We start from the raw sequence: 16,387 nt of genomic DNA, 5'->3' as shown, positions 1-16,387 counted from the left end.
ATTGATTTAATTAAACATTCGTTAAATCGCTTAACGTGAGATGATTTTAGAAAGGTTATGTTATATTGTCTAAATACAAAAAATGATATTTAATATAAGCAAAAATGATATTTGCAAAAAAGAAAGCAAATCTCACCGCTTGTACGGAGCAAAAATGAAAGACCTACGCACCTTAGATTTAAATTTGTTGAAAGCCTTTGACGTGTTAATGGACGAAAAAAACGTGAGCAAAGCAGCAGAACGGTTGGCGATTACCCAACCTGCGATGAGCGGCATTTTGGTTCGTTTGCGGGAAAGTTTTAATGACCCATTATTTGTGCGTGTGCAACGTGGCGTCGTGCCGACCAATCGGGCGTTGGCATTGGCTCAACCGATTAAACAACTGCTTTCTGATGCGGAACAGTTACTCAAGCCACAGGCGTTTGATCCACTAACGGCGGAAATGACAATCCGTATTGCCTGCACCGATTATGCAATGCGTGCAGTGATTGTGCCGTTTTTGCGAGTGTTGAAACAACGTGCGCCAAAGATCAAAGTGGCAGTGCTGGCGATTAACGAAAGTGCGGTACAACATCAATTAGAACAACGGTTACTTGATTTTGCGCTGGTTACGCCAGATTTCCACGCACCAGATATTCACGCCAAAGCCTTGTATGATGAGCAATATGTATGCGCCGTCCGCCACGATCACCCGGTTGCCAAACAAAATAGTTTATCACTGGAACAATTTTGTCAACTGGAACAAGCATTGGTGTCCTATCACGGCGGCAGTTTCAGCGGTGTAACCGATGACGCGCTAGCTAAATTGGGGTTAAGCCGCAACGTGAGTTTATCGGTACAAAATTTTATCGTTCTGCCCGACCTATTGGCACAAAGCGATTTGCTCGCCGTTGTGCCAAGACGATTGGTCAGCAACCTACCGCAACTCAAACTGTTTGAACCGCCTCTTACGATTCAAGGCTTTACTAAAACGCTGATTTGGCACGAACGCACCCATCGAGATGTAGCGTATCGTTGGTTGCGGGAATTGATGACGGAGGCTTGCCAATAAACAAGCGGTAAAATTTCAATTAAATTTTAAAATATTATAGTGTTACATATTTTAAAGTGACAGAAATTTCAATTCCTCAAATATGGTTAGTATACTTACTATATATTACTTATAGATACAACATTTTTTGTATTTCTTCCCACTACCGCATGGACAAAGCTCATTTCTCCCAACTTTCTTTTTGGATTTTTCTGTTTGAAAAAAAAATGTAATCTTTTTAGAAAAAGGAAATATTCCACATTTTCTATCCATTTCATCAGATTGCTGCCATTTATAAATCTTATTTACCCCAAATCGTACTTTAGCATTATCAATGTCAATGGCAATCCCAAACCAACGATCCGATTTGTGTTTATACTTTCCTATTTCACAATGACTATTTAATGTTTGGATTGCTACATCATCAGGCTCATTTGTGCAGTGAATTATTAAACCACAAGAATGATCCTCATCAAAGGTTAACGTAAGATCATGTAACTTTCTATCGCTAGAACCCGCTTTCTGAATTTTACAAATATTTTCATTTAACACAGATACCGTATTTTCACCTATCATTAATAATTCAAAACCCAAATCAATAACATTAGGATTTGGATTTTTTTCAATGTCTTTGATTAATTTATCGAAAAATGTTCCTTGATATTTGGTTAATATTCCTTCAGGGTAAATCCTGTTTGATAATCCTGTTCTACGAGATAACATAGCTAAATCTAGCTCAGAATTTAGATCATCCCTTAAATGTAGCACTATATTTTCTTTATCTAGATACAAATTATTACTTAGATGATAACCAAGAATCGTTAACTCATGATTAGAATGAATTTTATCTCCATATAAGACTCTGCGATTTATATAGCTCAAGAAATAGAGAGGAGTTTGTAGCATTTCAGCAATTGCATCTAAAGTAAAAATATCTATTACAAAAGCTGGCTTTATTATCGAATGCATTTTTTGCTTTAGAAAATTTCTAGCCAGTGTTGCTAGTGCAGGGTAATGATCAGAAACAATAGAAAGAGGATATATTTCAGCAAAATTTCTACAAATATTCAGTTCTTCTCCTGAGAATAAGAACAATCTATTTTTAGAATTTAGAAGTAAATTTCCACATTCAATAGCTTGATCATAAGATGCTTGAATAGCTTTCTTAAAATCATCTTGTAAAGCATCATCATTCCCTTTACGAGCAGCTATAGTTAACTTTTTTGCTTTAGCTTGTAATATAATTGCTCTATTACCAAAAACAACAAGCACATCAATCTCACCTAATTTATTACTATTATTATCTCTTATTTCAATGTTTTTAAATACATTATTCTCACCAAAAATTTCTTTTAACCGCTTATAAGAAAAATCTTCCGTAAACATCCCTCTATGTTCCATTGCTTTGTCTTTATAATTACTATCTTGATTAAACCAAAAGAATGGTGTTTCATATAATGCTTCCAACAAGCTATAATATTGAAAAAGAAGAAATTTACCATTCTCCAACGGTAAAATTGGATATGCGTTAGTTACATTAAAATCATTTATATTTTTAATATCTGGATAATCTATTTTTTCTAGTAAGCTAAATGAATAAATAATTTTTTCTATAGTTTCCTCATCTATATTAGTTTTAGATTTAATATCTTGAATAGAGAAAATATATCCATCTAAAATAGTCCAATTATCTAGAGGCTTATATCTCATAGATAGTAATGTATTTTGTATTTTCTCTAATTGTATCTTTTCTAAAGACAAAACAACCTGATAAAGTTTTTCTACCGAATACCCTTTATTATTGATAAACCATTCATCATCATAGCTATATTTAATTCTTGACAATTCTCTGTATTGAAAGTGATATGCAGATTCGCTGCTATAAAATATAGGCTCTCGTAGCATCTGACCTGAACGCATATATTCTTGAAATTTATCAATTGAATTCAAACAGCCTTCTAAATGTAAATTAGTCTTCATCATTGATAAATGTAATTCTTCTAGTAAGTATTCTGTTTTATCTATAGTTTCTTGAAATAATTCAGGCTTAGGAATTGTTAAATCAAGTGGTGTTTGGCACATTAGACCAATTAGCAAAGATATTTCATTTCGGATTAATCGAGTTTTATTATATTGCCCTAAAATATCATCTGTAGTCACTTCATCAGAACTGGAAAAAATAGAATTATCTCTAAAACAAAAAGAGGCTACTACATGAGCATATCCAGATTGTTGACATAACTGTTTCAACTCTTCAAAAATAATATTTTCATTTCTAACATTCTCTATTGGTAACATCATCTTCTCCTTAAAAAACAACAACGTGTAAAATTATCAGTTTCCTACCTATTTTTACATATTAATTATTATGATTTAGCAAATTTATAACAAACTTTGGGTTCATTTCTTCTACTTAAAAGTTAAATAACCTTAAATTGAAATAATACTTGCAAAAAAGAACGAAAATCTTACTACTTGTGCGGAGCAAGAACAAAAGACCTACGCACTTTATATCCCCATAATCTCAAACATTTCACGCCAATCGAATTGTACTTGCTCAATGGGTGGCAAAATGTTTTGTTCAAAATAGAAACGTAATGTGGTCAAAACGCAAGTGGCGAACAAAGTCGCTTGAAATTCCCAATTTTTGGCTCGTTCGGGAAATTTTTGTTGGGCTTGGCTTAAAAAAGCGTTTTTGAGCAACTGTTGCATTTCGTGAAACAAGCGGTGGCGTTTGGTGTCGATTTTCCACAATGCCAGCAAGATACGGCGTTTTTCATAGAGTTCAGGCATTAGCTCTTTCATCACGGTGCGTACATCAGGGGCAGATAGCCGTTTGTGCAGTAATTTGGCGTAGCCTTGTTTAAATTCCGCAATCATTTTGCCTGCCAAACCGCTTTTGCCGGGGTAATATTTATAAAAAGTGTTGCGATTTACCAAAGCACGCTCGCAAATTTCCTGCACCGCAATCTCTTTAAAGGTTTTTTCATACAATAAATCAATAAACGCCGTCTGAATGGCACGTTGAGTTTTTAATACGCGTAAGCCTGCCATTGTTTTTCCCTTGAATTTTATAGATATTTTATCTACTCCTTATCTAAATAAATAGCTAAATTTGAAAATCTGTATTGATAAAATGACACTTCAAGCAAAACCCACCATATCTTTGCCTTTTGGCTTTTCCTATAATGCCCACATTCATCGCAATTAAAGGACACATTATGTTGAATTTTTACCGTACCCATTGGTACTACTTAACCTTGCCCGTTGCTATGTTAGTCGGGGTTTATTTGCGTTGGAATACGGAACAATTAAGCCGTCTGCAAATTTTGTTGGGGCTGAATTTTATGGCTTTGCTGTTACATCAGTTTGAAGAATACGTTTTCCCCGGCGGTGCACCACTGTTTATCAATATCGGCACCTTCAACGAGTAAGAAAACTATCTTCGTTCCCCCGGCAATATGTTGTCGTCAATGTGGGTAAACAGCTTGGCTCATCTGGTTTATGCCGTAGCGATTTTTTTACCGCAATGGACTTGGCTGGGGATTGCGATGATGTTATTTAATCTAATGCAACTTGTCGGACACGGTTAGCAGATGAATAAGGCATTGAAAACCTGGTACAACCCTGGTTTGCTCACCACCGTTTTGCTGTTCGTGCCAATTAGCCTGTATTACCTTTATCTTGTGGTACAAAACGACAGCACGCCTGACATCGCCGACCGCTATCCGCTCAACAATATGTCGGCACTTTGGACGAACTGGGGAACAACTCTGTTTATGTATCTACCGCCGATTATCTTCCCCAACACCATTTGGCTTGGGCTAGTGCCGATGATTTTCGGTGGCGTGGCACAACTGCTTATTCACGGCATTGTGAACAAAAAAATGCTGAAAAGCCGTTATAACGCAGGTTTAGCAACCACGCTTTTCGGACATTTTCCGCTTTTTGTCGCCTATGTATATCATATTGAAGTTCATCAGCTGGTGATTTGGTGGGAATATTTGTTGGCTGCGGTGCTAATAGTAGCGTGGTATGTGGGCGTTATTCGGATTGTTATCCCGAAATTATGGGAAGATAAAAACTCGCCTTACCCATTTAACCCTGCACAAATGGCGAAGTTTGATCGACTTTATCCGCAGATGAAAAAATAAAACAAGCGGCGGGATTTTGAAAGAAACTCACAAACTGAAAAAACTTCGCAAAATCCTACCGCACTTTATTTTCCATTATTCTTATTAGGGCAACAAATAATTCTGTTTTTATTGATTATTTGCCCATTATTACCGCTCTAAAATAAGCCCGTTCTCTACTTTTATTGAATTTAATTCACAAAGTCATTCGATTTTTTCTATCTAATCAACATAATCAAATCATTTTATAATGCCGTCATTGCAATCATTCAACAAAAGGAAATTCAAATGACACAACGAATTTTAGGCAAAGATTTAACCGTTTCGTCCATTGGCTTGGAGGTTATGGGCTGGAGCACGCTTACGGTGCGCAGGCGGATCGGGCGCAGATGGTGAATTTAATCCAAAGTGCGGTGGATTTGGGCAATACTTTATTTGACACCGCGCCAATTTACGGCGAAAGCAACGAACAATTATTAGGGCAAGCGCTGAAACCGATACGTGAAAAAGCGGTGATTGCCACCAAATTCGGCATTGTGGGAATAGAATTTAAAGAAGGTAAATTCGAGCAGCAATTAGACAGCTCGCCGCAAGCCATTCGTGAGCAAGTGGAAAAATCGCTGCGCAATTTGCAGACGGATTATATCGATCTCTATTTTCAGCATCGTATTGACCCGAAAATCGCGCCTGAAATCGTGGCAGAAACAATGGGCGAGTTAATCAAAGAAGGCAAAATCCACCATTGGGGCGTGTCTAATGTGCCGTTGGATTATATACGTAAAGCCCACCAGATTACGCCGATTACAGCAACGGAAAATCAATATTCCATGCTGTTTCGTGAGCCAGAGCAAGGGCTGTTTGATTTGTACGAAGAACTGTCTATCGGTTTTATGGCGCACAGTCCGCTGGGTAACGGCTTTTTGAGCGGCAAAGCAAACAGCAATTTCGCTAAAAACGATGTGCGCCGTTCGATGAAGCGTTTTAGTGCCAAAGCCGTCAATAAAAATCAGCCGTTGCTGGATTTTATTCATCAACTGGCGCAAGGGAAAAACGCCACCGCTGCGCAAATCGTGTTGGCGTGGGAATTGGCACAACGTCCGTTTATCGTGCCGATTCCGGGCACCACCAAACTTTCCCGTTTACAGGAAAATCTCGGAGCAATGAATGTGCAGCTTTCCGCTGCGGAAGTGGCGGGAATCAACCATATTCTCAATCAGTTGGAGATCGATGAGAGTTATTTTTAAATAAACGCGGTGAGGTTGCCAAACCGTCAGTTCGTCTGAAAAAACGTTTGCCAATCCGACCGCACTTTCATCTGGCGCGGTGGCTCAAATAAATTTTTTCTAACAGTTCATACACCACCAGCACCCGTTTCGCGGTGATGGTTTGTCTGGGGCGATACAAATAATACGCCCATTTTTGTGATTCGCTATAAGGAAACACTTTGACCAGTTCGCCGGTTTCAAAATAGTGCTGGCAATCCATATGCGGCAGCTGGGCAAATATTCTGCCCGCCAAAACCGCTTGTAGCAGGGCTTTCGTGTCGTCGGTCACCACATTGGCTTGATAAATGGGAATCCGTTCGTCATTCACATACCAAGGCCAAGGTCGATTGGTTTTGCTGTTCAGCAGGCTTCCGATCGGAAAGCGTTCCACCAGATCAATGATATTTTCCGGCTGCCCGAGTCGGGCAAGTAGTTTCGGCGCGGCCACAATCGGCTCGTTCAGCATGCGGATTTTTTTCGCGATCCAGTTTTCTTCGGGCGATTGGGTAATTCTCACGCCGATATCGATTTGATCTTCCACCGCTTTTAACACATCAAATCCCGTGCGCCAATCAATGCGAATATCGGGATACGGCGCTAAAGCAATCAGCAACCGCTTCAGCACCCAATCGCTGTAGGCCGACGGCGGTGCGGTGATGCGCACGGTGCCGGCCAGCTCGTTATCATTAAGCTTGGGCGCGCCAAATAAAGCGTGTTCCTGCTGTAAAAACTGTTCCGCTTTGGGCAGCCACTGCGCGCCGAAATCCGATAAGCGAATAGAACGGGTATTGCGTTTAAATAATTGTTCACCCAATTCATTTTCCAATTCGCCCATCACGCGGGTAATCACTTGCGGTGAAACGGAAAACCGCTCCGCCGTGGCTCGAAAGCTTAAGGTTTCGGCGGCAACCACAAAATATTTTAACGCATCTAATCGGTTCATAATCTCATTTTCCGGCATTGTGTTTTCTGTTTTTATTCATTTTAGTGAGATTAAAACGGGATTACAATGTACACATTCAAACGTTAATCATTTCGTGTGATAAAAAGATGAAGAAACCGTTAAAAACAACCGTAATTTTGACCGCACTTTTAACCTTGTCGGCGACAGGTTTTGCCGCCGACACCCTAGTCGCAACCACGCGAACAGCACAAGGAGCAACACAAATGACCCTTTCGCAACGACAATCTTCACTCGCACAAATCGGCGCATTTACCGCCAAAGGTGATATGCCTGAACTAAAAGGAGCGATTGAACAGGCACTTAACAACGGCTTAACCGTGAATGAAATTAAAGACGCTATGGTGCAGCTTTACGCTTACACCGGCTTTCCGCGCAGTTTAAATGCGTTAAATGCGCTTTCTGAAACGGTAAAAGATCGCCAAACAAAAGGCCTGGAAACTGAAATCGGTCGTGAGCCAACTCGTGATACCAAGGCGGATATGCTCGCCAAAGGTACGCAAACCCAAACGGATCTTATCGGTCAAAAAGTGGATTTAACCGCCCTTTCGCCCGATATTGATCGTTATTTGAAAAGCCATTTATTCGGCGATATTTTTGCCAGCGATTTACTTAACTGGCAGGAACGGGAAATCATCACCGTTGCGGCATTAAGCGCGCTGCAGGGGGTGGAAAATCAGCTCAATGCCCATATTCGTATCAGTCAGAAAAACGGTCTGAACGATGCGCAAATTAAAGCGATCCGCCAAATATCAGCACCGGAAATGAGCCAATTCCCTACGGGCGAAGAAAATACCGCTTATGCGCAATATTTTGTCGGTAAAAGCTATTTGAATATGCTTTCTACTGATCAAGTACCGATTGGCAACGTCACCTTTGAACCGGGTACGCGCAACAACTGGCATATTCATCACGCTACCAAAGGCGGCGGGCAAATGCTACTGGTGACCGCCGGACGCGGTTATTACCAAGAATGGGGCAAACCCGCGCAGACACTGAAAGCGGGCGATGTGGTGCATATTCCGGCGGGCGTAAAACATTGGCACGGTGCCGCACCGACCGAATGGTTCCAGCATCTTGCCATTGAAGTACCGGGTGAAAATACCCGTAACGAATGGCTGGAGCCGGTTTCCGATGCCGATTACGCTAAGTTAAAATAATTTTTCATTGTTAAAGAGGAACATAACATGTATCAATTCAGTTTTCGCAATCCGACCCGCATTGAATTCGGGGTCGATAAAGAAAAAAATATCGGCGCCTATATGCGCGAATTTGGTGTGAAAAAAGCCTTAATCGTTTACGGCAGCGAGCGGATTAAACAATCGGGCTTGTTTGATGATGTCGCCACCAGTTTGAACGCGCACGGTATTGAATTCATCGCACTCGGCGGGATTAAAAGCAATCCGGTTTTAAGCAAAGTGAACGAAGGCATTGAACTTGCCCGTCAACACGGTGCGGACAGTATTTTAAGCGTCGGCGGCGGTTCGTGTCTGGACAGCGCCAAAGCCATTGCCGCAGGCGCATTGTATGACGGCGATGTGTGGGATTTCTTTATCGACAAAGCGGTGGTGGAGAAAAATCTGCCCGTTTTCGACATTATGACCCTGGCGGCCACGGGCAGCGAAATGAACAACGGCGGCGTGGTGATGAATGAACAAACCCGGCAAAAATATGCCATTAACGGCGCGGATTTGTATCCGAAAGTCTCGGTGATTAACCCGAAACTGCAAGCCACCGTCAGCCGGGATTATTTGGTCTATTCCGCCGCGGACATTATTGCTCATTCCATTGAAGGCTATTTTACCGCCAGCGTGCAGCCTGAGCTGATCAATATGCAGGTGGAAGCCAATATCAAAACCGTTATCCGTACCACGGAAATCCTGCTTGACAAGCCGGACGATTTGGATGCCCGCGGTGAATTTGCCTGGGCGGCGACCATGGCGTTAAACGGGTTGACGCATGTCGGTACATGCGGAGCGAGTTTCCCTAACCATATGATTGAACACGCATTAAGTGCCATTTGCGATGTTCCGCACGGTGCCGGACTTTCTGTGGTTATGCCGGCGTGGATGACCTGGTACAAAGATCAAAATCGCCCGCAGTTCGAACGTTTTGCGCGAGAAATTTTCGGCTTGCAAAGCGCCGAAGAAGGCATTGCCGCGCTCAAATCCTGGTTCGCCAAAATCGGCACGCCGATCACATTATCCCAGCTTGGCGTCAATGACGAACAACTGACCGCCGTGATCGACAACGCCGTACAAAACGCCATTGACTGGCAAATGAGCGAAACTTATACCAAAACGGCGATTACTCAAGTGTTTGATTTAGCAAAATAATCGTTTTGTATTGAGAGAAAAACCAAGAGGTCGGGGCTGCCAAAACATTGGCAAATCCGACCGCACTTTTAGCCCATTTGATTCGGACCCGGCGTCGGTTTTCGCTCGTTTATCCACCTTGGCACATATTTCACTCGTCCGCACATGCCGGAACGCACAACGCCGTTTCACAATTTATCATTTGCCGGAACGGTATTTCGGTATCAATACCACTCAACCAAAAATACCCTAAATCCAACAAAAAAAAGAGAAGCGTTTCAGATAACGCTTCTCTCAATCATGTTCCGGTTTATCGTTTTGATGTCAGTTAGAACGGGATATCGTCATCAAAGCTGTCGTTTGCCATCGGCGGTTCTGCGGCGGGAGCCGGTTTTGCCGTTTGGCGCGGCGCCTGATAGCTCGGTTGAGGCGCGGCATTTTGTGCCGGGGCGTAACCGCCGCTCTGACCGCGTTCTGCGCGGCTGTCCAGCATTTGCAGCACATCGCCCTGAATTTCGGTCGTGTAACGATCCTGACCGTTCTGATCCTGCCATTTGCGGGTTCTTAAACGCCCTTCCACATAAACTTTGGAGCCTTTGCGCAGGTATTCGCCCGCCACTTCCGCCTGACGACGGTAAAAGACGATGCGGTGCCATTCCGTGACTTCACGCCGTTCGTTAGTGTTTTTGTCCAGCCAGCTTTCGCTGGTCGCCACGCTGATATTCGCCACGGCTTCGCCGTTCGGCATGGTGCGCACTTCAGGGTCATTGCCCAAATTACCTACAATAATAACTTTATTTACTCCGGCCATACTGTCCTCTGCTCAATACCGTCTGATAGAAATTTTCGCTATTTTGCCCTAAAACGAGAAAAAGATCTATCACTTAAAACAAAATTTACTGGATATTTGCACAGTTATTTAAGAATATGCGATAATGCTCGCAATTTTAAAACTGTGTTATCCCAACTTACCTATCACATCATGGAAAAAATCGACATTCGTGGGGCGAGAACCCATAATCTGAAAAATATCAACCTCACTATTCCGCGCGACAAACTGATTGTTATCACCGGTTTATCCGGTTCCGGCAAATCATCCCTTGCCTTTGATACGCTGTATGCGGAAGGCCAGCGCCGTTATGTGGAATCGCTGTCCGCTTATGCCCGCCAGTTTCTGTCCTTAATGGAAAAACCGGATGTGGATCATATTGAGGGGTTGTCGCCGGCGATTTCCATTGAGCAAAAATCCACCTCCCATAATCCGCGTTCCACCGTCGGCACGATTACCGAAATTCACGATTATCTGCGTCTGTTATTCGCCCGGGTCGGCGAGCCGCGCTGTCCCAATCACGATGTGCCGCTGACCGCACAGACCATCAGTCAAATGGTGGATAAGGTGCTGGCGCAGCCGCAAGAAAGCAAAATGATGCTGCTTGCGCCGGTGGTGAAAGAACGCAAAGGCGAACATGTCAAAATTTTGCAGCACATTGCGGCACAAGGGTATATCCGCGCGCGCATCGACGGCGAAATCTGCGATTTATCCGATCCGCCGACTCTGGCGTTACAGAAAAAACACACCATTGAAGTGGTGGTGGATCGCTTTAAAGTGCGGTCGGATATCGCCACCCGGTTAGCCGAATCCTTTGAAACCGCGCTGGAATTATCGGGCGGCACGGCGGTGGTGGCGCAAATGGATAATCCGCAGGCGGAAGAACTAGTGTTTTCCGCCAATTTCGCCTGTCCGCACTGCGGCTATTCCGTTCCCGAGCTGGAACCGCGCCTGTTTTCCTTCAACAATCCGGCAGGCGCCTGTCCGACCTGCGACGGGTTGGGCGTGCAGCAATATTTCGATGAAAAACGGGTGGTGCAGAATCCGTCGATTTCTCTTGCCGGCGGTGCGATCAAGGGCTGGGATCGACGCAATTTTTATTATTATCAAATGCTGACCTCATTAGCCAAACATTATGCCTTTGATATTGAAACCCCTTTTGAAGCGCTGCCGAAAAAAATCCAGCAGGTTATTCTGCACGGTTCGGGTAAAGAGGAAATCGAATTTCAATATATGAACGATCGCGGTGATGTGGTGGTACGTCATCATCCGTTCGAAGGTATTCTGAACAATATGGCGCGCCGCTATAAGGAAACCGAATCCCTGTCGGTGCGTGAAGAACTGGCGAAAAACATCAGCACCCGCCCCTGTGCCGACTGCGGCGGTTCGCGCCTGCGTCCGGAAGCGCGCCATGTGTATATCGGTCAGACCAATCTGCCGGCGGTTTCCGAAATGAGTATCGGTGACACCCTGAATTTTATGGATACGCTGACGCTGAGCGGGCAGAAAGCGCAGATTGCGGATAAAATTCTGAAAGAAATCAAAGAGCGCCTACAGTTTCTGGTGAATGTGGGGCTGAATTATCTGTCGCTGTCCCGTTCCGCCGAAACCCTCTCCGGCGGCGAAGCGCAGCGCATCCGTCTTGCCAGTCAGATCGGCGCCGGGCTGGTGGGCGTGATGTATGTGCTGGACGAACCTTCCATCGGGCTGCATCAGCGCGATAACGAACGCCTGCTGAACACGCTGATTCACCTGCGCAATCTCGGCAATACGGTGATTGTGGTGGAACACGATGAAGACGCCATTATGGCGGCGGATCATATTATCGACATCGGCCCGGGTGCGGGCGTACACGGCGGCTATGTGGTCGCGCAGGGCAACGCGCAGGAAATTATGGCCAATCCGGATTCCTTAACCGGCAAATTCCTGTCGGGTAAAGAAAAAATCGAAATTCCGTCGAAACGCACCGCACTTGATAAGCAAAAAATACTCAAATTAAACGGTGCCAGCGGCAACAATCTGCAACACGTCAATCTGGAAATTCCGGTGGGGCTGTTCACCTGTATCACCGGCGTGTCCGGTTCGGGCAAATCCACCCTGATTAACGACACCCTGTTCCCGCTGGCGCAAAATGCGCTAAACCGCGCTGATAATATTGATTTTGCGCCGTATAAATCCATTGAAGGGCTGGAATTTTTCGACAAAGTGATCGATATCGATCAAAGCCCGATCGGTCGGACGCCGCGTTCCAATCCCGCCACTTATACCGGTCTGTTCACCCCGATCCGCGAATTATTCGCCGGTGTGCCGGAATCCCGCGCGCGCGGCTATAATCCGGGGCGTTTCAGTTTTAACGTGCGCGGCGGACGCTGCGAAGCCTGTCAGGGCGACGGCGTGATCAAAGTGGAAATGCACTTCTTGCCCGATGTGTATGTGCCTTGCGATCAATGTAAAGGCAAACGTTATAACCGCGAAACACTGGAAATCCGCTACAAAGGCAAAACCATTCATCAGGTACTGGATATGACCGTGGAAGAAGCGCGCGAATTTTTCGACGCCATTCCGATGATCGCACGCCGCCTGCAAACCCTGATGGATGTCGGCTTGTCTTATATCCGTCTGGGTCAGTCCTCCACTACGCTGTCGGGCGGCGAGGCGCAGCGGGTCAAACTGGCAACCGAGCTGTCGAAGCGGGATACCGGCAAAACCCTGTACATTCTGGACGAACCGACCACCGGTCTGCATTTCGCCGATATTAAACAGCTGCTTGAGGTGCTGCACCGTCTGCGCGATCAGGGCAATACCATCGTGGTGATCGAACACAATCTGGATGTGATCAAAACCGCCGACTGGATTGTGGATCTCGGCCCGGAAGGCGGCAGCGGCGGCGGACGGATTATTGCTACCGGCACGCCGGAACAGGTCTGCACGGTGAAAGGCTCGCACACCGCCCGCTTCCTGACCCCGATGTTAAAAAAACGTTAAAATAATTTACCGCACTTCAGGGGCGCACATGTCCGTGTACGCCCCGCCAATTCCCGCCATCGCCTCCCGCCAAGTGCGGTCGGATTTCACCGGGTTTCGGTAAAAATTTCTGTTATAAACGCCGATTTTTTGGTACATTTAGCACAATTTTTTTCAACGCGCACTATTGCGTATTTCTTATACAATTTATTTTACGGAATTCCTATGCTATTCAAAAAAATTAGAGGTCTGTTTTCCAATGATCTCTCTATCGATCTCGGTACGGCAAATACGTTAATTTATGTTAAAGGTCAGGGCATCGTACTGGACGAACCCTCCGTGGTAGCCATCCGGCAGGATCGTTCTGGCTCGCTGAAAAGCATTGCGGCGGTCGGTAAAGAAGCGAAACTGATGCTGGGTCGTACCCCGAAAAGCATTCTGGCCATCCGTCCGATGAAAGACGGCGTGATCGCCGATTTCTTCGTCACCGAAAAAATGCTGCAATATTTTATCAAACAGGTACACAGCGGCAATTTCATGCGCCCGAGCCCGCGCGTGCTGGTCTGTGTGCCGGCGGGCGCCACCCAAGTGGAACGCCGCGCAATTAAAGAATCGGCCATCGGTGCCGGCGCGCGCGAGGTGTACCTGATTGAAGAACCGATGGCGGCGGCGATCGGCGCCAAACTGCCGGTGTCCACCGCGACCGGTTCCATGGTGATTGATATCGGCGGCGGTACCACCGAAGTGGCGGTCATCTCCTTAAACGGTATCGTATATTCCTCTTCCGTGCGTATCGGCGGCGACCGTTTCGATGAAGCGATTATCGCTTATGTGCGCCGCACCTTCGGCTCGATTATCGGCGAACCGACTGCCGAGCGCATTAAACAGGAAATCGGCAGCGCTTATATTCAGGACGGCGATGAAATCAAAGAAATGGAAGTGCACGGGCATAATCTGGCGGAAGGCGCCCCGCGGACCTTCAAACTGACCTCGCGCGATGTGCTGGAAGCCATTCAGCAGCCGCTGAACGGTATTGTCACCGCAGTCCGCACCGCACTGGAAGAATGCCAGCCGGAACATGCCGCCGATATTTTTGAACGCGGCATGGTGCTGACCGGCGGCGGCGCTTTACTGCGTAATATCGACATTCTGCTGTCGCAGGAAACCGGCGTACCGGTCATCGTCGCCGAAGATCCGCTAACCTGCGTGGCGCGCGGCGGCGGCGAAGCGCTGGAAATGATCGACATGCACGGCGGCGATATTTTCAGCGACGAAATTTAATTGCGTGACATCATCAAAAAAGTGCGGTTATTTTCACCGCACTTTTTGTCCCGGATAACGATATGAAACCCATTTTCGGCAAATCGCCTTCCCTCGGCTTGCGGCTCATTATGGCGGTGATTGCCTCCATTGCGCTGATTTTGTCCGACGGTCAGACCAATACCATGATCAAAGCCCGCAGCGTCATGGAAACTGCGGTGGGCGGGCTGTATTATCTCGCCAACACGCCGCGCACCGTGCTCGACGGCGTATCGGATAATCTGGTCGATACCAATAAACTGCAAATTGAAAACAAAGTGCTGCGCGAACAATTACGGGAAAAAAACGCCGATTTATTGCTGCTGGATCAGCTGAAAGTGGAAAATCAGCGCCTGCGTCTGCTGCTCAACTCGCCGCTGCGCACCGACGAATACAAAAAAATCGCCGAAGTATTAACCGCAGAAACCGATATTTACCGTCAGCTGGTGGTGATTAATCAGGGGGAAAAAGACGGCGCGTATGTGGGGCAACCGGTGATTGACGAAAAAGGCGTAGTCGGGCAGATTATTTCCGTCGGCAGCGATACCAGCAGGGTCTTACTGTTAACCGATGTGGCGCATTCCATTCCGGTACAGGTGCTGCGCAACGATGTGCGGGTGATTGCCAGCGGCACGGGACGCAGCGATGAGCTGACGCTGGACAATGTGCCGCGTTCCGTGGATATCGTAAAAGGCGATTTACTGGTGACATCCGGGCTGGGCGGGCGCTTTCTGGAAGGCTATCCGGTGGCGGTTGTGGAAAATGTGTCGCGCGACGGCAAAAACTATTTCGCCACGATCACGGCAAAACCGCTCGCCTCCATGGAACGCCTGCGCTATGTGCTGCTGCTGTGGCCGACCAACGAAGATATGCACAAAGCGCAATCCATTACGCCGGAAGAGGTCAGAAAAGCGGTGCGGCAACGGCTGGAAAACCAAGGCGCCGAAGCCAATAAAGTGAATAAAACGCCGGTCACCGAAGAAACCGACAGTCAGACCGCGCCCGCACCGGCGGAAGAACTTCACCCCGAACCGCCGGCAGAAATCGCACCGGAGCCTGTTGCGCCGGAATTACAGCAATACCGGGAGGAGGACTGATGCGAAGCCATTTTTTACTGCAATGTCTGATTGTCGCCTGCATTTTCATTGTGGCCATGGTGTTGGAAATCATGCCTTGGCCCGCCGGAATGCAGAGTTTCAAACCGGCATGGGTCGTGCTGGTATTGTTATACTGGGTGTTGGCGATTCCGACCAAAGTCAGCATCGGCTCGGCATTTTTGCTCGGCGTGGTGTGGGATTTGGTGCTGGGTTCCATTTTGGGCGTTCATGCGCTGGTTCTGTCGGTGTTTGCCTATTTAATCGCCCTGAACTATCTGATTTTGCGTAATCTGTCTTTATGGATGCAAAGCCTGTTGGTTATTTTGTTTGTGTTTGCCGTGCGATTAGGCATTTTTGTGATCGAATTGCTGTTGCACAACGCCAATTTCAACTCGCAGGAAATTTTCGGCGCCATTGCCAGCGGTATTCTGTGGCCATGGGTATTTCTATTGCTGCGCAAAATCCGCCGCCAGCTGAATTTACGCTAAAAAACG

14 protein-coding genes are annotated in these 16,387 nt (G+C 46.0%); 10 read left to right on the top strand and 4 right to left on the bottom strand.

Going from position 1 to position 16,387, the window contains the following annotated elements; genetic code table 11:
• Window positions 1-154: 154 nt before the first annotated feature.
• Window positions 155-1,051, top strand: a complete 897-nt coding sequence (locus ACESOH_RS10815; RefSeq protein ID WP_373101126.1) for a LysR family transcriptional regulator — start codon at window positions 155-157, stop codon at window positions 1,049-1,051.
• 105 nt (window positions 1,052-1,156) lie between these two features.
• On the opposite strand, the gene ACESOH_RS10810 is transcribed toward ACESOH_RS10815, so the two are convergent.
• Both ACESOH_RS10810 and ACESOH_RS10805 read right to left on the bottom strand, forming a co-directional pair.
• Window positions 1,157-3,328, bottom strand: coding sequence for a YecA family protein (locus ACESOH_RS10810; RefSeq protein ID WP_373101125.1), 2,172 nt, complete (start codon window positions 3,326-3,328; stop codon window positions 1,157-1,159).
• A gap of 210 nt (window positions 3,329-3,538) precedes the next feature.
• Window positions 3,539-4,084: a TetR/AcrR family transcriptional regulator gene (locus ACESOH_RS10805; RefSeq protein ID WP_373101123.1), complete on the bottom strand. Its 546-nt coding sequence runs from the start codon at window positions 4,082-4,084 to the stop codon at window positions 3,539-3,541.
• A 167-nt stretch (window positions 4,085-4,251) separates the two neighbouring features.
• Here ACESOH_RS10805 and ACESOH_RS10800 point away from each other — a divergent pair, with 167 nt between their 5' ends.
• From ACESOH_RS10800 to ACESOH_RS10790, 3 genes are all read left to right on the top strand, one after another.
• On the top strand, window positions 4,252-4,464 hold the full coding sequence (locus ACESOH_RS10800) for a hypothetical protein (protein WP_373101121.1): 213 nt from the start codon (window positions 4,252-4,254) through the stop codon (window positions 4,462-4,464).
• A 162-nt stretch (window positions 4,465-4,626) separates the two neighbouring features.
• Complete coding sequence (locus tag ACESOH_RS10795; protein WP_373101120.1) at window positions 4,627-5,184, top strand: HXXEE domain-containing protein; 558 nt, start codon at window positions 4,627-4,629, stop codon at window positions 5,182-5,184.
• Window positions 5,185-5,552: 368 nt separating this feature from the next.
• Window positions 5,553-6,407 (top strand): aldo/keto reductase, encoded by an 855-nt coding sequence (locus ACESOH_RS10790; protein ID WP_373101119.1) that lies wholly within the window; start codon window positions 5,553-5,555, stop codon window positions 6,405-6,407.
• 67 nt (window positions 6,408-6,474) lie between these two features.
• On the opposite strand, the gene ACESOH_RS10785 is transcribed toward ACESOH_RS10790, so the two are convergent.
• Window positions 6,475-7,371 (bottom strand): LysR family transcriptional regulator, encoded by an 897-nt coding sequence (locus ACESOH_RS10785; RefSeq protein ID WP_373101118.1) that lies wholly within the window; start codon window positions 7,369-7,371, stop codon window positions 6,475-6,477.
• A gap of 107 nt (window positions 7,372-7,478) precedes the next feature.
• Between ACESOH_RS10785 and ACESOH_RS10780 the strand changes: the two genes are divergently transcribed.
• A complete protein-coding gene (locus ACESOH_RS10780; protein ID WP_373101117.1) occupies window positions 7,479-8,549 on the top strand; it encodes a carboxymuconolactone decarboxylase family protein in 1,071 nt (356 codons plus the stop codon).
• 27 nt (window positions 8,550-8,576) lie between these two features.
• Complete coding sequence (locus ACESOH_RS10775) at window positions 8,577-9,725, top strand: iron-containing alcohol dehydrogenase (protein WP_373101116.1); 1,149 nt, start codon at window positions 8,577-8,579, stop codon at window positions 9,723-9,725.
• Window positions 9,726-10,032: 307 nt separating this feature from the next.
• Here ACESOH_RS10775 and ssb read toward each other — a convergent pair whose 3' ends face one another.
• A complete protein-coding gene (gene ssb, locus ACESOH_RS10770) occupies window positions 10,033-10,515 on the bottom strand; it encodes a single-stranded DNA-binding protein (protein WP_373101115.1) in 483 nt (160 codons plus the stop codon).
• A 171-nt stretch (window positions 10,516-10,686) separates the two neighbouring features.
• Here ssb and uvrA point away from each other — a divergent pair, with 171 nt between their 5' ends.
• From uvrA to mreD, 4 genes are all read left to right on the top strand, one after another.
• Window positions 10,687-13,518 (top strand): excinuclease ABC subunit UvrA, encoded by a 2,832-nt coding sequence (gene uvrA, locus ACESOH_RS10765; protein ID WP_032092304.1) that lies wholly within the window; start codon window positions 10,687-10,689, stop codon window positions 13,516-13,518.
• A gap of 204 nt (window positions 13,519-13,722) precedes the next feature.
• Window positions 13,723-14,778, top strand: a complete 1,056-nt coding sequence (locus tag ACESOH_RS10760; RefSeq protein WP_032092305.1) for a rod shape-determining protein — start codon at window positions 13,723-13,725, stop codon at window positions 14,776-14,778.
• A gap of 62 nt (window positions 14,779-14,840) precedes the next feature.
• Window positions 14,841-15,893: a rod shape-determining protein MreC gene (mreC, locus tag ACESOH_RS10755; RefSeq protein WP_373101114.1), complete on the top strand. Its 1,053-nt coding sequence runs from the start codon at window positions 14,841-14,843 to the stop codon at window positions 15,891-15,893.
• Window positions 15,893-16,381, top strand: coding sequence for a rod shape-determining protein MreD (gene mreD, locus ACESOH_RS10750; RefSeq protein ID WP_032092307.1), 489 nt, complete (start codon window positions 15,893-15,895; stop codon window positions 16,379-16,381). The genes mreC and mreD overlap by 1 nt, the downstream gene beginning before the upstream one ends.
• Window positions 16,382-16,387 lie beyond the last annotated feature (6 nt).

It is taken from the genome of Necropsobacter rosorum (genome assembly GCF_964241405.1).
GTDB lineage: Bacteria > Pseudomonadota > Gammaproteobacteria > Enterobacterales > Pasteurellaceae > Necropsobacter > Necropsobacter rosorum.
Note: the sequence above shows the minus strand (reverse complement) of the source record. Positions and strands in the feature narration are given on the sequence as shown.